At 65.0% G+C, this 17439-nt stretch carries 20 protein-coding genes; 11 read left to right on the top strand and 9 right to left on the bottom strand.

The window, feature by feature from the left end; genetic code table 11:
* Positions 1-126 precede the first annotated feature (126 nt).
* Together nhaA and BLS13_RS17630 are read left to right on the top strand one after the other, a co-directional pair.
* A complete protein-coding gene (gene nhaA, locus BLS13_RS17635) occupies positions 127-1284 on the top strand; it encodes a Na+/H+ antiporter NhaA (protein WP_093454091.1) in 1158 nt (385 codons plus the stop codon).
* 49 nt (positions 1285-1333) lie between these two features.
* Complete coding sequence (locus BLS13_RS17630; protein ID WP_143012003.1) at positions 1334-1663, top strand: hypothetical protein; 330 nt, start codon at positions 1334-1336, stop codon at positions 1661-1663.
* A gap of 59 nt (positions 1664-1722) precedes the next feature.
* Here the strand turns inward: BLS13_RS17630 and BLS13_RS17625 are convergent, their stop codons facing one another.
* Both BLS13_RS17625 and BLS13_RS17620 read right to left on the bottom strand, forming a co-directional pair.
* Positions 1723-2241 carry a YceD family protein gene (locus BLS13_RS17625; protein WP_093454087.1) on the bottom strand — a complete coding sequence of 173 codons (519 nt, stop codon included), beginning with the start codon at positions 2239-2241 and terminating at the stop codon, positions 1723-1725.
* The gene (locus BLS13_RS17620; RefSeq protein WP_093454086.1) at positions 2238-2774 is read right to left on the bottom strand and encodes a ubiquinol-cytochrome C chaperone family protein; all 537 of its coding nucleotides are present in this window, start codon (positions 2772-2774) and stop codon (positions 2238-2240) included. Before BLS13_RS17620 ends, BLS13_RS17625 begins: the two co-directional genes overlap by 4 nt.
* A gap of 127 nt (positions 2775-2901) precedes the next feature.
* On the opposite strand from BLS13_RS17620, the gene BLS13_RS17615 reads away from it, so the two are divergent.
* Positions 2902-3399: an outer membrane protein assembly factor BamE gene (locus BLS13_RS17615; protein ID WP_093454142.1), complete on the top strand. Its 498-nt coding sequence runs from the start codon at positions 2902-2904 to the stop codon at positions 3397-3399.
* A 139-nt stretch (positions 3400-3538) separates the two neighbouring features.
* Here the strand turns inward: BLS13_RS17615 and BLS13_RS17610 are convergent, their stop codons facing one another.
* The 6 genes from BLS13_RS17610 to BLS13_RS17585 all read right to left on the bottom strand — a co-directional run bounded on the left by BLS13_RS17610 (position 3539) and on the right by BLS13_RS17585 (position 7646).
* Positions 3539-4528, bottom strand: coding sequence for an NAD(P)H-dependent glycerol-3-phosphate dehydrogenase (locus BLS13_RS17610; protein WP_093454084.1), 990 nt, complete (start codon positions 4526-4528; stop codon positions 3539-3541).
* Positions 4525-5559: a tRNA (adenosine(37)-N6)-threonylcarbamoyltransferase complex transferase subunit TsaD gene (gene tsaD, locus BLS13_RS17605; RefSeq protein ID WP_093454082.1), complete on the bottom strand. Its 1035-nt coding sequence runs from the start codon at positions 5557-5559 to the stop codon at positions 4525-4527. Before tsaD ends, BLS13_RS17610 begins: the two co-directional genes overlap by 4 nt.
* A 121-nt stretch (positions 5560-5680) precedes the next feature.
* A complete protein-coding gene (locus BLS13_RS17600) occupies positions 5681-6313 on the bottom strand; it encodes a hypothetical protein (protein WP_143012002.1) in 633 nt (210 codons plus the stop codon).
* 95 nt (positions 6314-6408) lie between these two features.
* Positions 6409-6888 (bottom strand): alpha/beta fold hydrolase, encoded by a 480-nt coding sequence (locus BLS13_RS17595; RefSeq protein WP_093454079.1) that lies wholly within the window; start codon positions 6886-6888, stop codon positions 6409-6411.
* Positions 6888-7298, bottom strand: a complete 411-nt coding sequence (locus tag BLS13_RS17590) for an alpha/beta fold hydrolase (RefSeq protein ID WP_093454078.1) — start codon at positions 7296-7298, stop codon at positions 6888-6890. The genes BLS13_RS17595 and BLS13_RS17590 overlap by 1 nt, the downstream gene beginning before the upstream one ends.
* Positions 7299-7346: 48 nt before the next feature.
* Positions 7347-7646: a putative quinol monooxygenase gene (locus BLS13_RS17585; RefSeq protein WP_093454076.1), complete on the bottom strand. Its 300-nt coding sequence runs from the start codon at positions 7644-7646 to the stop codon at positions 7347-7349.
* A 68-nt stretch (positions 7647-7714) separates the two neighbouring features.
* Here BLS13_RS17585 and hemC point away from each other — a divergent pair, with 68 nt between their 5' ends.
* Genes hemC through BLS13_RS17570 form a run of 3 tightly spaced genes read left to right on the top strand, consistent with a single transcriptional unit; the run spans position 7715 to position 10212 of the window.
* Complete coding sequence (gene hemC, locus BLS13_RS17580) at positions 7715-8659, top strand: hydroxymethylbilane synthase (protein WP_093454141.1); 945 nt, start codon at positions 7715-7717, stop codon at positions 8657-8659.
* On the top strand, positions 8656-9348 hold the full coding sequence (locus tag BLS13_RS17575; RefSeq protein WP_093454075.1) for a uroporphyrinogen-III synthase: 693 nt from the start codon (positions 8656-8658) through the stop codon (positions 9346-9348). Before hemC ends, BLS13_RS17575 begins: the two co-directional genes overlap by 4 nt.
* Positions 9349-9381: 33 nt before the next feature.
* Positions 9382-10212, top strand: coding sequence for a hypothetical protein (locus BLS13_RS17570; RefSeq protein ID WP_093454073.1), 831 nt, complete (start codon positions 9382-9384; stop codon positions 10210-10212).
* Between the two features lie 158 nt (positions 10213-10370).
* Here the strand turns inward: BLS13_RS17570 and BLS13_RS17565 are convergent, their stop codons facing one another.
* The gene (locus BLS13_RS17565; protein WP_093454072.1) at positions 10371-10541 is read right to left on the bottom strand and encodes a DUF1674 domain-containing protein; all 171 of its coding nucleotides are present in this window, start codon (positions 10539-10541) and stop codon (positions 10371-10373) included.
* 80 nt (positions 10542-10621) lie between these two features.
* On the opposite strand from BLS13_RS17565, the gene htpX reads away from it, so the two are divergent.
* From htpX to BLS13_RS17540, 5 genes are all read left to right on the top strand, one after another.
* The gene (gene htpX, locus BLS13_RS17560; RefSeq protein ID WP_093454070.1) at positions 10622-11554 is read left to right on the top strand and encodes a zinc metalloprotease HtpX; all 933 of its coding nucleotides are present in this window, start codon (positions 10622-10624) and stop codon (positions 11552-11554) included.
* Positions 11555-11964: 410 nt separating this feature from the next.
* Positions 11965-12324, top strand: a complete 360-nt coding sequence (locus BLS13_RS17555) for a hypothetical protein (protein ID WP_093454069.1) — start codon at positions 11965-11967, stop codon at positions 12322-12324.
* Between the two features lie 386 nt (positions 12325-12710).
* Positions 12711-13481 (top strand): helix-turn-helix transcriptional regulator, encoded by a 771-nt coding sequence (locus BLS13_RS17550; protein WP_093454067.1) that lies wholly within the window; start codon positions 12711-12713, stop codon positions 13479-13481.
* Positions 13475-15718: an AAA family ATPase gene (locus BLS13_RS17545; RefSeq protein ID WP_093454066.1), complete on the top strand. Its 2244-nt coding sequence runs from the start codon at positions 13475-13477 to the stop codon at positions 15716-15718. Before BLS13_RS17550 ends, BLS13_RS17545 begins: the two co-directional genes overlap by 7 nt.
* Before the next feature lie 321 nt (positions 15719-16039).
* Complete coding sequence (locus tag BLS13_RS17540) at positions 16040-17308, top strand: RsmB/NOP family class I SAM-dependent RNA methyltransferase (RefSeq protein WP_093454064.1); 1269 nt, start codon at positions 16040-16042, stop codon at positions 17306-17308.
* Positions 17309-17439 lie beyond the last annotated feature (131 nt).

Genomic DNA, 17439 nt, shown 5'->3' with positions numbered 1-17439 from the left:
GAGAGTGAGGGGGGCGTGAAAAATTCGTCATTCCCGCGCAATGACGATAAGAGTGGAGCGTTCGCCTCGTTCCCTTGCCCCTCGACAGTGGTTCTCAGGAGCCGTCGCTTCCTTTAGTCTCGGCGCATGGCCGTCTCCTCTCCGCTTTCGATCATCCGCGACTTCCTCCGGCAGGAGGCGGCCGGCGGGGTGGTGCTGATGGTCGCTGCGGCGGGGGCCATGGTGGTCGCCAACAGCGGCTTCGGCGATGCCTATTTCGCGGCGCTGCATCTTCAGGCCGGGCCGCTGTCGATCCACGCCTGGATCAACGACGCGCTGATGGCCGTTTTCTTCCTGCTGGTCGGGCTCGAGATCAAGCGCGAGTTTGCGGAGGGGCAGCTCGCGCGTTGGTCCGATCGCGTCCTGCCGTTCATTGCCGCCGCCGCCGGCATGGCGGTGCCGGCGGCGATCTACCTCGGAATCGTGGGCACCAGCGGCGGGCTGGCGCGCGGCTGGGCGATCCCCTCGGCGACGGACATTGCCTTCGCGATCGGCGCTTTGGCATTGCTGGGGCCGCGCGTGCCGATCGCGCTGAAGCTGTTCCTGACGACGGTCGCGATCGTCGACGATATGGGCGCGGTCGCGATCATCGCTTTGGCCTATACGCCCAGCATCAGCGGCCCGGCCCTGCTTGCGGCAATCATCATCTTCGGGGTGATGCTGGGGCTGGGCAAGCTCGGCGTCCGTCGTCTGTGGCCCTATCTGGCCTTGTTTCCGCTGCTGTGGATCGCGATCCATTTGTCGGGCATCCACGCAACGATCGCCGGCGTGCTCGCGGCGTTCGCCATCCCGATCGGCGCCGCAGCGGAGGCGGAGGTGTCGCCGCTCCACCGACTCGAACATGCGCTCCACCCCTATGTCGCATTCGGGATCGTGCCGTTGTTCGGCTTCGCCAATGCCGGCATCTCCTTTGCCGGTATTGGCCTGCGTGAACTGTTCGCGCCTTTGCCGCTCGGTATCGCCATGGGGCTGTTCCTCGGCAAGCAGCTCGGGATATTCGGGAGCCTGCGGATTGCCGTCGCCTGCGGCATCGCCGAACGCCCGCCGGCGAGCTGGGCCCAGGTTTACGGTGTCGCTTTGATGTGCGGCATCGGCTTTACGATGAGCCTGTTCATCGGCGGACTGGCCTTCACCGATCCGCTGCTCGGCGATGAGGTCAAGATCGGCGTGCTGGGCGGGTCGCTGCTGTCGGCTGTTGCGGGGTTTCTTGTCCTGCGGTTGGCGGGGGGCAGGGCGCATGGGTGAGTCTGAAGGACTTTGGGTGAGCGCCGAGGCATGACGACCCATTGCGGACATGGCACTGCCATTAGATAAGGGGCGGATGCAGTGCTTTTACGTCCTTGTGCATGGCCGATTGCAATGGGCCGCAACCGATCCCGCCGACGACACCGACCAATCGAGACCTCGCGGGTTCTATTGTCATCGCTACGTGCTCGCACGCGAGGTAGCCGAGGCGGAAAGCCAGGCTTTCTCGCGTGTGCGCAGCAACTTTGATAAGCAGTTTGATTGGGCGCGAGAGGGCCGCGCAATGCTGAATTTGGAAGCGGAAGAAGTCACAGTCGCGCCTTTCCGTAAGTTGTTGAAAGCGACCAATCGCGGACACACCTTTTACACAGACGGCTAACGAGCGCACGCCATCTATCTCTGCCGCTCGCCGTCTATGGCCCCACCATCTGAAATGGCTCACCCGCCGAGCTTGTCCTTCAATCCCTTGAGGATAGCGAACGGGCCGACCTCGGTTTCGTCGACGACGCCGGCGGCTTTCAGGATCGCGTCGGCGTCGGGGCCGCGGGGGAAGGGATCGAGCGCCAGCACCATCGTTTCGGCCACCGCCTCGCCGAGATCGACCGCGCCGTCGGCATAATCAATGACGTCCAGATCCTCCTCGCTCAGCTCGATCTCCTCTTCGTCGGCCGCGAGCGCGGGCACGAAGCGCAGCGCGAAGGGTTCGGACAGCGAAACGGGGAGGGGGGTTGCCGTCGCGACGCAGGTCTGGATGACCTTGGCGCGCAGCGTTCCCGTCGCCGAAATGATGTCGCCGGTGCGCGTCACGCTGGCTTCGGCCGCCAGCATGTCGATCGCGGCGAGCCCGAAACGTGCTGCCAGAGCGGCGCGTTCGGCCGCGTCGGCTTCGATCGTGATCGTGCGCGGGCCTTCGCCGAGCGTGTCGATGTGGATCGACCGTGAAAATTCGGGAGTCACCGCGCGGCGATCCCGCTCGACAGCAAAAGCTTGCCATCGGTTGCCGCGAGCCGGGCCGCGAGCGTCTGAAGCCGATCGGCGACGAGCGCCGGTTTGGCCGCCGGGCCAAGATCACCACGCCACAGATTGCGGATCAGCGCGCTTTCCAGCCCGGCACGGTCGGCGAGTTCATGGCGATAGGCGGTCAGCCGCCCGCCCATCGCGCTCATCATCCTGCCGATATGCTTGCCGACCACCACGTCGCCGATGCCGAGCTGGCGCAGTTGGCCGTCCATATCGTCGATGAACACCTCGGTCAGCCGCGCGCTCGGCCCGCGCCCGGCGGCATCCTCGGCTTCGAGCCGGATCAGCACCAGCGACAGGATCGTTGCCACCATGTCGAACCGTCCGTCGAGCGTATCGGGCACGCCGGCTTCGGCATACCACCACGGGCTCCTCGCCTCCTCGACGATCGACCGATAGAGCGGAATCATCGCCGCGCGCGGGTCCGCGCCGATCCCGAAAAGCCTCTTTACGAAATTCACCTTGGTCATCTTCCTCGTTCAGCCCGCATCAAGGACGCAGCTCTATCTTGCCACCGCATGGTTCCCGCGCATATTGAGGCGGATCGCGTCGGGCGCAATGGTTCGAACGGTGTTGAGTAGTGCCAAGGAGAATTTGATGCCCCGAACCCTGCCGCGATTGGGCGCCATCGCCGCAACGATCGCCGTTCTGGGCCTCACAGCCGGCTGCGCGCGGACGCGCGACCATAAGGGCTATGTCGTCGACAGCACCCTGATCAGCACGGTGCAGCCCGGTGTCGACAATCGCGACTCGGTCGCACGGACGCTGGGACGGCCGAGCTTCGCCGGTCAGTTCGACAAGGATCAGACCTGGTATTATGTCGCCCGCGACACCCGCCAGCTCGCTTTCGCCAATCCGCGCGCGACGGCGCAGATCGTGCTCGAGGTCCATTTCGATGCCAAGGGCAATGTCGTGTCGGTGAACCGGACCGGCGTGGAAAAGATCGCGTCGATCCGCCCTTATGGTGAAAGAACCCCTACGCTGGGCCGCGATCGCGGATTCTTCCAGGAGCTGTTCGGCAATATCGGCCGGGTCGGTTCGGTCAGCGGTGCCGGCGGCACTGCGGACAATCCGACGGGCGGCGGCGGACAATAATCTCCAATTCCTCCCCGGGCTTTGCTCGGGGAGGGGGGACCATGCGCAGCATGGTGGAGGGGCGCCGCTTCAGCGGCGGCTGCGCCACCGCCCCCTCCACCGCCTGCGGCGGTCCCCCTCCCCGTTCCGGGGAGGAATTTCAATGCGCCTCATGCTTCAGCGGTCGTGCGAGCAGCGCGCCCACGACGTCGCGGACATTTGCCGCGCCGGACAGCAGCGCTACCACCGCGTCGACGATCGGCATGTCCACCCCGGCGGCACGCGCGGCTTCGGCCAGCACTGGGGCTGTCGAGGCGCCCTCCGCCACCGTCTTGCGATCGGCGAGCAATTCCTGTGCGCTTCGGCCTTCGCCGAGCCCCTTGCCGAGCGAGAAATTGCGCGAGCTGGTCGATGAGCAGGTCAGCACGAGATCGCCCAGGCCCGACAGGCCGGCCAATGTCTCGGCTTGGGCGCCGCGTGCGATGCCGAAACGGGTCATCTCCGCAAAGCCGCGGCTGATCAGGGCCGCGCGGGCATTCTGGCCGAGGCCTGCGCCTTCGACGACGCCGCAGGCGATGGCGAGCACATTCTTCACCGCGCCGCCAATTTCCGCGCCGATCACGTCGGCCGACAGATAGGGACGAAAGCCGGGCCGGGCGAGCCGCGCCGCCAGCGCTTCGCCGATCACGGGATCGGCGCAGGCAAGCGTGATCGCGGTCGGCTGTCCGCCGGCCACCTCATGGGCGAAGGTCGGGCCCGACAGGACCGCGATCGGCGATTCCGGCGCGGCCGCTGCGGCGATTTCGGAGATGAGCAGCCGGCTGCCGCTTTCGATCCCTTTCGCGCACAGCACCAGCGGTTGCGATTGGATCGGCAGATCCGCCATCACGCCGCGCAGGAATTGCGCCGGGACGACCAGCAACAGCACGTCGCATGCGGCCATCTCCGCGAGTTCGCCGGTCGCCCGGATCGACGGAAACAACGGTAGGCCGGGCAGGAAGATCGGATTGGCGTGCGTGCTGTTGATCGCGTCGACGACCTCGGGCTCGCGCGCCCAGATCAGTACGTCGGAACCGTCGCCGCTGATCACCTGCGCCAGCGCTGTGCCCCAGGCGCCCGCGCCGACAACGCCGATCTTCCTATATTTCATGCCTTCACTCCTGCGCCGCGCGCTTTCTCGGCCGTCGGATCGAGCGGCCAGCGCGCGCGCGCCGGCGCCGCCATATCGTCGGTCAGCCCGAGCGCGAAGCGTTCCGCGCCGGCCCAGGCGATCATCGCGCCATTATCGGTGCACAGCCACAAAGGCGGCGCGGCGAAGGCCACACCCTGCCGGCCGGCAAGCTCCGCCAGCGCCGCGCGGATCGGGCCGTTGGCGGCAACGCCGCCCGCCACCACCAGCGCGGTGATATGGGGATGCGATTCGAGCTGTCGGCGGGTCCGATCGATCAGGCAGTCGACCACCGCCTGCTGGAAAGAGGCGGCGATATCCTCGGCCCGGTAGCGTCCGCTATCGCGCGCACGCAGCACCGCGCTCTTCAGCCCGGCAAAGGAGAAATGCGGCTCGTTGGTGCCCAGCAACGGGCGCGGCAGCGGCACGGCCTTCGGATCGCCCATCCGCGCCGCCGCCTCGACCGCCGGGCCGCCCGGAAAGCCGAGGCCCAGCAGCTTGGCGGTCTTGTCGAATGCCTCGCCGGCGGCATCGTCGATCGTCGTCGCGAGCCGGGCATAGTCGCCCACGCCGCGCACCAGCAATAACTGGCAATGGCCGCCCGAGGCGAGCAGCAGCATATAGGGGAAGGCCAGATCGGGATCGGCCAGCCGGGGCGACAGCGCATGCCCCTCAAGATGGTTGACCGCGATCAGCGGCTTGCCGGCGGCATGGGCGAGCGCCTTGCCCGTCATCAGCCCCACCATCACCCCGCCGATCAGCCCGGGCCCGGCGGTCGCGGCGATCGCATCGACATCCGCCAGCGTCACCCCGGCGTCGGCCAATGCGGCTTCGACCAACGGCATCGCCATTTCGACATGCGCGCGCGCCGCGATCTCGGGCACGACGCCGCCGAACGGCCGATGCGCGGCTTCCTGCCCGGCGAGCCGGTGCGCGAGGATGCGGCGGTCATGCGTCACCAGCGCGGCGGCGGTTTCATCGCAGCTTGATTCGATACCGAGGATCAGGGCCATGCGCGCCCCTCTAGCGGGTTCCGATGCGGCTGTCGAAGGTGACGCAGAGTTTGATGCCGCTGTGCAAGCTGTCTGCAGGCAGGCAATAACAGTTTGGTTTGGCGTCTATGCTCAGGCGAAGTTACATCTTTAGCATCATACGCGGGATATATCCGGGCTCTGGAATACCTGCATTTGTACTGTCGAGCCGCATCCTCACCCAAGAGGGCTCGGTCATGTGGTCGACCTTTGCAAAGCGCCACCGCGCAGTCACCAGATGCAGCAAATGCTCGTCGCGCGATATGTCGCCGGTACTATGTGGCAGATAAGTCTGCCGGACGCGTCCGTCCAGATCAACTTGAACGCAAAGAAAGATCCGGGTGTCCTTCTTCCGAGAATTTAAGGGCACGATTATGGGGAGCCCTTTGGGCAAAGGTGCCTCGATCAACTGCAACGCTGGAATGGGATATTTAGCCCGGCAGCTCGGCGAAATGTTTGATGCCGCTTCACTGAGCGAACCCGCAGTTTCGGCTATATCGATGAAAGGCATCCAGCCCGATCGATTTGGGTAATAAGAGCTCTCAGCGAAATGGTCATAGCTTTGGAGGCCGGCGAAAGGCCGATCTCCAATCCCATTGTTAAGCGAAAAATACGTCGCGTGGAGGCAATTTTTTGTGCAATATGGATCGGGTGCAGCCTGTATGAGCAGCATCAGGAACAGCGCATTGACTATCAGCGATGTGCTGCCGCCCAGCAAGCGAATGCCTGTGTTCATCGCCATCTCCATCGCTTTTATCTGGAGACTGCATCCAGGCGATGAATAAAGCAACTATTGTGGGCGCGGCTTTTTTTTACAAAAATACGAGTTGGTTACGGCTTGAGAAAGCCGTCGACCGCCACCTGAAACGCCTCCGGCTGGTCGATCATGATGAAATGACGGCTCCCGTCGATCCGCTTGAACGTCGCATGCGGCACGGCTGCGAAAGCGCTTTGATAAAAGCTGTCGCCGATCGGTTGGGGTATGCCGCTCGCCTCATCCCATGGATAGAGGATCGTCACGGGGGCTGTGATGCTCGGCAGGCCGGGACGGGCATCGGTCGTCATATCATCGTAGAGCGCCTGCGCGACGACGCGATGATCGGAGGCAGATGCAGCCGCGAGGGCCTGTTGCGCGTGCGCGTTTTTCGATTTGATCATCCGCGCCATCATCGGCCCTTCCGATGCGGCAAAGGCCTCCTGCGTCGCACCCATGATTTTGGCGCGCATCGCTTCAGCTGCCGGTGTTATCGCCTCGACAGTCGCCTGCGGTCCGCGCAGCAATCCGAGGAACGGCAATGAGTCGACGATCATCAGTCGACCGACATCGCCGGGATGCGCGATGGCCAGCCGCTACCGATCAATCCGCCCAGCGAGTGGCCGATTACGGCCGGGGCCTTCAGATGATGATCGGCGATATAGGCGTGGAGATCGGCGATGATCGGCTCGAGGATCGGGCCATCTGCATTGGCGCCGGCCGCCGTTCCGGCAAAACCGGCAATTTGAAGGACATGCACGCGGTAATGCGGCACCAGCCGGGCGACAGTCGCGTCCCAGACATGGGCCGATGAAGCAAGGCCCGGGATCAGGATCACGTCTGGCCCTTGCCCGCTGACCGCAACGGCGAGGCGCGTGGAAACTGCCGCGACGGCACCGGTCGACGGCGACGCCATTATGGCGAGAATGAAGATGCGGAACAGGTGCAGTTTCAGAAGACGGGACATCGATAACTCCCTTCATTGGGCTTCCACGTGGCTGTCGAAACCTGTCGATCAGATTGGCTCGGGCTCTCCCGCCGTGTATAGTGAGAGCGATCGGTCCGAGATGCCGAGCCTTGGCCAGCTCGCCCGCCACCGCGCTATATGATCAGACTGGAAATGCCGTTCCAGTGCGGCGCGGCTCGCCCATCGTTCTTTGACGTGGATCAGGCCGGGGTCGAGAATGTCCTGCGCATAGCCATATTCGATGCAGCCGGGCTCGGCGCGGCTGGCGAGCACCATGGCGGTCATGGCTTCCCGGGCTTCGTCGAGTCCGTCGGCGGGCAGGCGGATCGTTCCGATGATCAGCAGCATTGCGATATGGCTTTCCGCGATTCGTCGCTCTTTCGCTCAGCGGCTCCTATGGCCTATGGAGCGCCATCATGACGACCGATATTCCAAAGCTCACCCGTCCCTTGCGGCTCGGCACCCGTGGATCGCCGCTTGCGCTCACCCAGGCGCGCATGACGATCGCGGCGCTCGCCGCGGTTCATGGCTGGGGGGATGATGCCGTCGAGATCGTCGTCATCAAGACAAGCGGGGACAGGATTCAGGATCGCGCGCTCGCCGATGTCGGCGGCAAGGCGTTGTGGACCAAGGAGCTCGATCGCGCGCTGATCGATGGCGATATCGATTTTGCGGTCCATTCGATGAAGGATGTCGAGACGATCCGGCCGGAGGCGTTCACGATCGCGGCGATGCTGCCGCGTGCCGATGTTCGCGACAAATTGGTCGGCGTGGCATCGCTGGCCGATCTGCCGGCGGGCGCGCGGGTCGGTACGTCGTCGCCGCGGCGATCGGCGCAGGTGCGGCGCGAGCGGCCCGATGCGCGGATCGTGCTGTTTCGCGGCAATGTCGACACGAGGCTGGGCAAGATGGAGGCCGGTGAGGCCGACGCGACTCTGCTGGCGAGCGCGGGGCTGGACCGGCTCGGCCGCGGCACGATCGGTCATCCGATTCCGATTGAGGAGATGCTGCCGGCGCCGGCGCAGGGCGCGGTCGGCATCGAGACGCTGGTCGACAGCGGCGAGATACGGATGATCCTGGCGCTGATCGATCATGCCCCGACGCATGCCTGCGTCGCCGCCGAACGTGCTTTTCTCGCCGCGCTGGGCGCCGATTGCCGTTCGCCGGTCGCAGCGCTGGCGACGCAGGCGGGCAATGGCCTGCTGCTGCGAGCGGAAATCCTGGCCGAGGATGGCAGCGAATGCGTGGCCGGCGAGGCCCGGCTTGCGCTGGAGTCTGTTGCCATCGACGCCGCAGCGCTGGCCCACAATCTGCTGGCATCGGCATCGCCGTCGGTGCGGGCGCTGTTCACGGGCGGATGACGCCTCCGCCGCTCCTGATCCTTCGCCCCGAACCGGGCGCGAGCCAGACCGCGGCGCGTGCGGCCGAACAGGGGTGGCAGGTCATCGTCGCGCCGATCTTCCGGATCGAACCCGTCGCATGGGATGCGCCCGATCCCGATTCCTATGACGCGCTGATCGTCACCAGTGCCAATGCCGTGCGGCAAGCCGGCAAGGCGCTTGCAACGTACCGTCGCTTGCCCGCGTTTGCGGTGGGCGGGGCGACGGCCGCGGCATTGCGCGATGCGGGCTTTGCCGATGTCCGCAGCGGGCGCGGCAATGCGATGGCGATCCTCGCGCTCGCCGCCGATGCCGGCATCCGTCGCGCGCTGCATCTTGCGGGCGCCGATCTGAGCGATGCCGATCATCCCGCGATCCTGCTCGATCGCAGGATCGTCTATCGCAGCGTGGCGATCGGGGAGGATGGCTGGCGTGAGGCGATCCTGCGCGATCCGTCGCAACCGCCGATTGCGTTGTTGCACTCGGCGCGCGCCGCGCGTCATTTCGCGGCATTGTGCGATCGCGGCAGCATTGCGCGCGGCGCTATCCGGATTGCCGCGCTCGCCCCCGCCATTCTCGCCGCCGCCGGGGATGGCTGGCATGCCGCTATCGCCGCGCATACGCCCGACGATATCGCTCTACTGGCGGCGGCGGCACGCTTGTGCCAGTAAGGCAGCGTCGAACATGAGGGGCCGCGAACGATAATGCCGATCGAAACGGATCTCGCCCAGCGCCGCCGGCCGATCATGCCGATCGTGCTCGCGCTGATCGCGACCCTGCTGGTGGGCATGGGCATCATGGCGTTTCTGGTCCATCGCTTCGATTCGGTCGCTTTGGTTGTTCGGCCGGAGCCACCGCTGATCGTTGCGCCGAAGCCGGAGCTGCCGCCCGTGATCGTCCGCCCGGTCGTGCCGTCATCGGCCGCGGTGGTGGAAACGATCGTCGACAGAAGGCTCGACGGCGTCGAACGGCGGGTTGACGATATCGAGAGCCGGTTGGGTGCGGCATCGGGGGAGGCATCGCATGCCGAGGCGCTGCTGGTGACCTTTGCGGCGCGGCGGGCGCTCGATCGCGGCGTCGCGCTCGGCTATCTCGAGGGCATCTTGCGCGAACGCTTCGGCGGGGTCGAGCCGCAGGCGGTTGCGACGATCATCAGTGCCTCGCGCCAGCCTGTGACGATCGAGGATCTGCGCGATCAACTCGATCAGCTCAGCCCGAAACTCAGCGTCGCCGCACCCGACGAGAGCTGGTGGGATGCGCTCCGCCGCGAACTCGGCGGGATGATCGTGGTCCGCAAGGCCGAGACTCCGTCGGCGGCGCCGGTCGATCGGCTGGCGCGGGCGCGCGACGATCTCAGCGCCGGCCATGTCGATGGTGCGCTGACCGAAATCGCCCGCCTGCCCGCACAACAGGTGGCGCAGCCATGGATCGCCTCGGCGCGGCGTTATGTGCAGGCGCGGGTTGCCCTCGATCGCATCGAGACCGCGGCTCTGCTGAAGCCACAGATGCCGGATGCGACGCGCGCTAAGGAATAATACCAAGTTGCATTGAGTAAGACTCATTCACCCCTCCCCTTCAGGGGAGGGGCTTAAGGGTTGCGATCACTGTAACCTGGTATAAGCTCGGAAATCGACCGCGACCTTAAGCCTTCGCCCGCTTGCGGGAGAGGGCTTGAACCATTCGGTATGTTATCTCAGAAATCGACGGCGATGCCCTTATTCTCCCAGTCGCCATAGCGGGTAGGATCGGGGCCGTTGCGGCCGCCCGATTCCGGCGCGGGGGCGATCTCCTGCGGCGTTGGCACCGGCGGGCTCGGCGAGAGATGGGCGGGCGGCTTGACGTGGGCGGGGCGTTTCTGCGCCATAAGACGGGTTCCTGATCGTGCGGATGATTGAAGAATCCGCCTCTGTTTCCCACATTGCGCTCACGAGGAGCAAAGGCAAGATGAACGGTTTCAGGACGACCATGCTGCTGGCGGCATTGACCGCTCTGTTCATGGCGTTGGGTTTCACGATCGGCGGATCGGGCGGGGCACTGGTGGCGCTGCTGGTGGCCGGAGCGATGAACCTCTTCACATTCTGGAATGCCGATCGGATCGTTCTCGCCATGCACGGCGCGCGCGAGGTGGATGCGCAGCAATGCCCCGAATTCGTCGGGCTGGTCGCAGGGCTTGCGCGGCGCGCGAACCTGCCGATGCCGCGCGTCTTTGTGATCGACAGTCCGCACCCGAACGCATTCGCTACCGGCCGCGATCCCGCCCATGCGGCGGTCGCGGCGACCACGGGCCTGCTTGGCCTGCTCGATCGCGACGAGATCGAAGGCGTGATGGCGCACGAACTCGGCCATGTCCGCAATCGCGACACTTTGATCATGACGATGACGGCGACGATCGCCGGCGCGATCTCGATGCTCGCCAATTTCGGGCTGTTCTTCGGCCATGATCGCGATCGCGAAGGTGGTAACGTGCTGGCGACGATCCTCGCGGTGCTGGTCGCGCCGTTCGCGGCGATGATCGTGCAGATGGCGATCAGCCGTGGCCGCGAATATGGCGCCGATCGTGCTGGCGCCGAAATTTCCGGCAAGCCCCATGCGCTCGCCTCGGCGCTTGCCAAGCTGGCGCAGGGCGCGGCGCATATTCCGAACCCGGTTGCCGAGCGGAACCCGGCGGCGGCGGCGCTCTATATCGTTCCCGGCATGGCGCGCGCTGGCGACAGCCTGTTTTCGACGCATCCCGATACGGGGAACCGGATCGCCCTGTTGCAGCAGATGGCGGCTGAGTTGGGCGTACGCCCGAGTCGGCCGTCGGCGGGGATTGCCGCATCGGTTCCGACGACGCGCCGCAAGGTGAGCGCGCTCGATCCGCGCGGGCGGCGCTGAAAGCGCATCCGCTTTCCGCCCTCCCCGCCCTTTTCTTATCCTGTAGCGACATTTCCTTACCCCAGAAGCGCATTTGCGCTTCTCCAGAAAAAATGTCGCTGTGGGATAAGGATGTCGCTACAGGATAATCCTGGTGGAGCGAATGCGGCAGGGCGGAGGGGTGCTGCTGCATCCGGACTGGTTTTACGATGGAAAGAGCGCGGCGCCCGATCGGTGCGTGCGTGAATATTGTACTCTTTTTGTTCTCTTTGTTCAAGCGCTATTGATGCAGGGCGGGGGTTCGTGCGGACGGCGTCCAAGTTCTGCGCACAGATATCCGGACCGCTATCCCGCAAGCCGTCCATCCGGGCGCGAGGCATGCAGCGCGAAACCGGCTTGATCTTTTGATCGCGGGGGTGGCAGGTGGAGCAATGTTTCCCCACACCCGCGCCATGGTTGCCGCCGCCGCCCATGCCTTCATCGTCGGCAAGAAGGTGGCGGGCGTCTATGACCATGCCGCAGCACGGCATCTGCGGATCGCCGCCGAGTGCCGGGGGGAGCATCTGCAGGGCTTCGACGGCGATCGCCAGGTGAAATTCGGCGGCACGCTTCCCGAACTCTACGATAGCGGTGACAGGATTTTCGTGACGCTGGAGATCGATGGCACGACGGCGCGGGGCTATGATCGGGGTTCTTCGGGCGCCTACACCGCCGAGGTGACGGAGCGGGTCGTGCAATTATATGATCATGGGCAGGGCGCGTGGTTCGCGTTCGATGTTCAGGTGGTGTGAGGGGACGGGCGGCTTTTGCTGGGCGGTGAAGTTTTGAGGCGGCGGCGGCTGTGCGCCCCAATTGCGGTAATTCGGGTCATGGACCCCCGATCCTAAAAGCTGCCATTGAGTCTGAAAGGTCCTTCGGCGAAATCGTCCCCTCTCAGAGGGCCATTGTAGGCTTTCCCGCCGCTCGTGTTGTCGGAAGAGGACATAGCGGTTCGATGGGTGCGCGAACGGTCGGTTGGCGCAGCCCGGCGCGTCGGCGGCTTGGTACTCTCGTGCCAATGGTAAGCGCGTGCCGCCGTGCCGCATCCGTGCCGCTCGGCGACCGGTCGCGTGCCGCCCGCGCGATGCGATTGTGGCGTAACAGGAGAAACATCAATATCGTCACACGGGGGTATGCAATGAAGAAGGTCATTCCGAACGGAACTGCGATCAAACAGCTCAGGGAACAGCTTGAGCGCCTGTCGACGCAAAAGGAATTCGCGAACGCGATCGCCGTCAGCGTGCGCATGCTGCGTAAGATCGAGAATGAGAACGCGCCGATTTCGGTGGTGCTGCTCGACCGCATCGCCAAGCTGTTCGGCGTCCATCGCGACGTGCTCGCCGCGACGCTTCTGGCGCCCCCGGCCGCCGGGGCGAACTCTGAGGTCGATCGGTCGCCCCTGTTCGAGGACAAGGACCAGCTCATCCCGCGCCATGATTGGGACTATGCCCAGGCGACATCGGACGAGGGCAAGGTCTACGACGAAGCCGCCAGCGCGCACGATCTCGCTTGCGTGATCGAGATACCGTTGACCGAGGAGACCGGCGGTTACGCGCAGGAGCTGGTCGACCTTCTCACCGGGCTCACCTGGTCCCGGCGCGATATATTGGTGGACATCCCGCCCTCCGATCAGATCGCCATTCGGCGGCGCATCCGCCAACTGATGGTGATGCTGCGCGGGAATGACATCTGGATCTACCAGACTAAGGTCTATCGTCGCCTGCCCGAACGCTACGATCTGCCGGCCGAGGACGAGCCCGCCACTCACCAATCGCGCTTCGTCATCGCACTTGGGGCCCCGGGGGAATATGGCGAGACGTCGATGCGCGTGCCGATCGACCACGGCCAGCCCTTCGTTCTTCCTTCGTGGAAGAATTTCCTGGCCAAGCAGGAGGCCGCCTCGTGTTGACCGCGATCAAGCGGATCAAGGGGCTCGGCGTGTTCGGCGACTTCACCGCGCCTGCCGACCTGCCAGCCTTTGCGCGCTACAACATCATCTATGGCGAGAATGGTTCGGGCAAGACGACACTGTCGCGCCTGTTCGCGGTTCTGGAAGCCGGCGCCCACACCGACCATGCCGACCTCGAATACACTATCGAGAGCCAATCCGGCACGCTGAGCGCCGGCCAGCATTATGGGCGCAAGGTCCGCACTTTCAATGCCGATTATGTTGAGGCCAATATCGGCCAGTTCCACGGTCCGCTTCGCCATATCCTGATCATTGGCGAGGAGAACAAGGCGCTCGCCGAGGAAGCTGCGGCCGAGCGGGCGACCCATGACGAGCGATCGCGCGCGATCGCGGCGGCCGAAAAGGCCGCAGAGAAGCTCGACGCCGACAAGGGAAGGATCTTCTCCGCGATCGCCAAGACGATCGGCGAGGCGACCAGCGGCAGCACGCTGCGCAGCTACCGCAAGCCAAACGCCGAGGCGGACTTCGCCAAAGAGCGCGATCTCTCGCCGCTCACGGACGCGCAACTTCAGGCCCATCGCGCGACCGTCCATCAGGAGCAGCTCGAATCCGTCACCGTGCCCGTGCTGCCTTTGCAGCCGGGCGACCCGGCGCGGCCGTTCGCCGATGTCGCCATCGCCTTGCCCGCCGAAATCGTCGCCTTGCTCGCGCGCACGGCACAGGCGGGTGCGCTGCGTCGCCTCGTTGAGGAGCCGATCATCGCGCGATGGGTCGAGGAAGGCGTCACGCTCCATCGCGCGCGCAATTCCGATCATTGCGAATTCTGCGCCCAGCCGCTCCCAGCAGCGCGGATGGCGGCGCTCGCCGAGCATTTCGGGGTCGAGGACCAGCGGCTGAAGGCGGACATCGAGCAAACTGCGCGGATCGCGCGCAACCTTTCCGAGGCCTTCGCCGCATTGGTCTTCCCGGCGAAGAACGCGCTCTATGCCGAGCTTCGCGCAGACTACGAGAGTGCGATGGAGACAGCGGAACGCTGCCGCACCGCGCTCGTCGACCAGGTCGACGCCGCCAGCGCGGTGCTGGACGAAAAGCTGCTGAACCGCGCAACCGCCTATGCGCGCGATATCGCTATCGACCCACAGCCGTTGACCGCGGCGCTGGCGACCCTGGCGGCGGTGATCGAACGCCAGAACCGCAAGAGCGAGGGGTTTGAACGCGCCAAGGCCGAGGCGCGCACCCAGCTCCAGCGCCACTACTTGTCCACCATCGTCGATCAGGTGCGCGACCTCGACGCGCAGATCGCCGTACAGAAAACCATCGGGACCAAGCTAACTGATGGCGCCGAGGACCTGCCCGATCCGCGCGGCTTGCAGGCGCTCAAGGATTCGTTCGAGGCGAAGCAGGCTAAGGTTTCAAGCAAGCACGCCGGCGGTGCCGCGCTCACCGATAAGCTCAAGATATTCCTGGGCCGGACCGATTTGCGCTTCGAGTCCGGTGCTGAGGGCTACCACGTGCAACGACGCGGCAAGCCGGCCAAGCGCCTGTCTGAAGGCGAGAAGACCGCGATCGCCTTCCTTTATTTCATCGTGCAGCTGGGAGACCAAGATTTCAACATCAAGGAGGGCGTCGTCGTCATCGACGACCCGATATCAAGCCTCGACGCGGCATCGATCTATCAGGCGTTCGCCTTCCTCAAGAATGCGGTCAAGGACGCCAAGCAGGTCTTCATCCTCACCCACAATTTCGATTTCCTCAAATTGCTGCTTAACTGGGTCCAGAACTTCAAAAAGACCGACAAAGCCTATTTCATGATCGTCTGCGCCGAGGCGGATGTATGCCGTGACGCCTCGCTCGAGCCGCTCGACGCGCTGCTGCTCAACCATCCGACCGAATATTGCTTCCTGTTCAAGCTGCTGCACGGCTTCAAGTCGGATGGGACGATCCTCGCGTCCTATCATATTCCCAACGTCGCCCGGAAAGTGCTCGAAACTTTCCTCGATTTCCACCGGCCCTACGAAGCCTCGCTATACGCCAAGCTCGAGGCGACCGACTTTGATTCGCACAAGAAAACCGCGATCTATAAGTTCGCGAATGATCTCTCCCATTCGACTGGCAAGGGTTTCGATCCGGCACTTGTCTCCGAAACGCAGAAGAACGTGACCTATCTGCTGGAGATGATCAAAGCCGTAGCGCCGCTGCACTATGACGGCCTCGAAAAGCTCACGGTCCCGCAATAGGCCTGTCGCCGGGCACGGCGCGATTGCGTGCGGGACCACATTAGACTGACAACACCTTTCCCTCTAGGCGCCGAGCGCGTTGGCTCTTTCGCGCATAACCGCACAAGGACCGAACACTTCACCGGTCAGTACGGGACTGCGATCGCACGGAAGCGGCCATTTGCTCCCACACCGGTTCGGAACGGCAGCTTCCGCCGCATCACCGTCTCAAAACCGTCAGTCCGGAAGCGGCCCCAATCCAGCCATACCGCATCACCCCCACACCCGACACCCCCACTTTCCCCATTCTCCCCCCGCCGCCAATCCCCTACACCCGCGCGCATGACCGTTCCCGAACCCGCCGGCGTGGCCACACGCCGCGCTGCCCTCAAGCTGCTCGATGCCGTGCTGCGCCGCGGCCTGCCGCTCGAACAGGCGATGGATGCCGCGTGCAGCGAACTCGATCGCGCCGACGATCGTGGCTTCGCGCATGCGATCGCGGCGGAGGTGTTGCGGCACCTGCCCGATCTTGATGCGCTGATCGACGGTGCGACCGAAAAGCCATTGCCGCATGACGCCAAGGCGCGCTTCGTGCTGCGGATCGCGCTCGTCCAGGCGCTGGCGATGAACACACAGCATCATGCCGCGATCGCGACGGTGCTGCCCTTGCTCGATGGCGGACCGCGCAAGCTTGCGCATGGCGTGTTTACGACCGTGATGAAGGATGCGGTGCTGCCCTCGCCGCCGCATCTGCCCGATCCGGTCGCTAAGCGCTGGGCCTCGGCCTGGGGCAAGGAGGCCGCCGAGGCTGCGCGCCTGTCGATCGCTGCACCGCCGCCGGTCGACCTCAGCTTGCGGGCCGGCATCGACACAGCCGAATGGGCGGCGGCTTTGGAGGGCGAGAGCCTCGCGCGCGGCCATGTCCGCATCGCGAACGGGCGGCGGGTCGTCGATCTGCCCGGCTATGATGACGGTCTGTGGTGGGTGCAGGATATCGCGGCATCGATTCCCGCACGGCTGCTTGGGGCAGGGGCGGAGCGCCGCGCGCTCGATCTCTGTGCGGCGCCGGGTGGTAAGACGATGCAGCTTGCGGGCAATGGCTGGCAAGTGACCGCCGTCGATCTGTCCGATCATCGGCTCGAGCGCCTTGCCGAAAATCTCGAACGCACGAAGCTGGCGGCAGATGTCCGCACCGGCGATGCGGCCAGTTTCGCTGACGGCGCACCATATGATGCGGTGCTGCTCGACGCGCCTTGTTCGGCGACGGGCATTTTTCGCCGGCATCCCGATGTGCTCCACCGCGCGACCGATCGCGCCATCGCCGGGCTTGCCGAGCAGCAGGCGGTGTTGATCGATCATGCGGCAAGTCTTGTCGCGCCCGATGGCGTGTTGATCTACGCGGTGTGCTCGCTGGAAGCGGATGAAGGGGAACAGATCGCGAAAGGCTTTGTCGCACGCCATGCCGACTGGCGAATCGATCCGGTGGCGACCGAGGAACTGCCCGCCGGGTTCACGCCCGACAAGGTAGGCCGCGTGCGCGTGAAGCCCGGGACTTTGGCCGATCGCGGCGGGGCAGACGGGTTTTTCGTGGCGCGGTTCCGGCGGGGATGAGATGCTGCGACGGCAGTGTTGGTTCGTAGGCCCCACCCCAACCCCTCCCCTGAAGGGTAGGGGCTTTTCTCGGTATGCCAGCCACTTGCAAGCCCCTCCCCTTCAGGGGAGGGGTTGGGGTGGGGCCGGCC

The organism is Sphingomonas sp. YR710, from assembly GCF_900101455.1.
In the GTDB taxonomy this organism is placed as follows: domain Bacteria; phylum Pseudomonadota; class Alphaproteobacteria; order Sphingomonadales; family Sphingomonadaceae; genus Rhizorhabdus.
This window is presented reverse-complemented; position numbering and strand designations above follow the sequence as displayed.

What these genes read in the sequence shown, in the direction of transcription:
- nhaA (WP_093454091.1), top strand. Translation starts at nt 127, where the DNA reads ATGGCCGTCTCCTCTCCGCTTTCGATCATCCGCGACTTCCTCCGGCAG.
- BLS13_RS17630 (WP_143012003.1), top strand. Translation starts at nt 1,334, where the DNA reads ATGGCACTGCCATTAGATAAGGGGCGGATGCAGTGCTTTTACGTCCTT.
- BLS13_RS17620 (WP_093454086.1), bottom strand. Translation starts at nt 2,774, where the DNA reads ATGACCAAGGTGAATTTCGTAAAGAGGCTTTTCGGGATCGGCGCGGAC.
- BLS13_RS17615 (WP_093454142.1), top strand. Translation starts at nt 2,902, where the DNA reads ATGCCCCGAACCCTGCCGCGATTGGGCGCCATCGCCGCAACGATCGCC.
- BLS13_RS17610 (WP_093454084.1), bottom strand. Translation starts at nt 4,528, where the DNA reads ATGAAATATAGGAAGATCGGCGTTGTCGGCGCGGGCGCCTGGGGCACA.
- tsaD (WP_093454082.1), bottom strand. Translation starts at nt 5,559, where the DNA reads ATGGCCCTGATCCTCGGTATCGAATCAAGCTGCGATGAAACCGCCGCC.
- BLS13_RS17600 (WP_143012002.1), bottom strand. Translation starts at nt 6,313, where the DNA reads ATGAACACAGGCATTCGCTTGCTGGGCGGCAGCACATCGCTGATAGTC.
- BLS13_RS17595 (WP_093454079.1), bottom strand. Translation starts at nt 6,888, where the DNA reads ATGATCGTCGACTCATTGCCGTTCCTCGGATTGCTGCGCGGACCGCAG.
- BLS13_RS17590 (WP_093454078.1), bottom strand. Translation starts at nt 7,298, where the DNA reads ATGTCCCGTCTTCTGAAACTGCACCTGTTCCGCATCTTCATTCTCGCC.
- BLS13_RS17585 (WP_093454076.1), bottom strand. Translation starts at nt 7,646, where the DNA reads ATGCTGCTGATCATCGGAACGATCCGCCTGCCCGCCGACGGACTCGAC.
- hemC (WP_093454141.1), top strand. Translation starts at nt 7,715, where the DNA reads ATGACGACCGATATTCCAAAGCTCACCCGTCCCTTGCGGCTCGGCACC.
- BLS13_RS17575 (WP_093454075.1), top strand. Translation starts at nt 8,656, where the DNA reads ATGACGCCTCCGCCGCTCCTGATCCTTCGCCCCGAACCGGGCGCGAGC.
- BLS13_RS17570 (WP_093454073.1), top strand. Translation starts at nt 9,382, where the DNA reads ATGCCGATCGAAACGGATCTCGCCCAGCGCCGCCGGCCGATCATGCCG.
- BLS13_RS17565 (WP_093454072.1), bottom strand. Translation starts at nt 10,541, where the DNA reads ATGGCGCAGAAACGCCCCGCCCACGTCAAGCCGCCCGCCCATCTCTCG.
- htpX (WP_093454070.1), top strand. Translation starts at nt 10,622, where the DNA reads ATGAACGGTTTCAGGACGACCATGCTGCTGGCGGCATTGACCGCTCTG.
- BLS13_RS17555 (WP_093454069.1), top strand. Translation starts at nt 11,965, where the DNA reads ATGTTTCCCCACACCCGCGCCATGGTTGCCGCCGCCGCCCATGCCTTC.
- BLS13_RS17550 (WP_093454067.1), top strand. Translation starts at nt 12,711, where the DNA reads ATGAAGAAGGTCATTCCGAACGGAACTGCGATCAAACAGCTCAGGGAA.
- BLS13_RS17540 (WP_093454064.1), top strand. Translation starts at nt 16,040, where the DNA reads ATGACCGTTCCCGAACCCGCCGGCGTGGCCACACGCCGCGCTGCCCTC.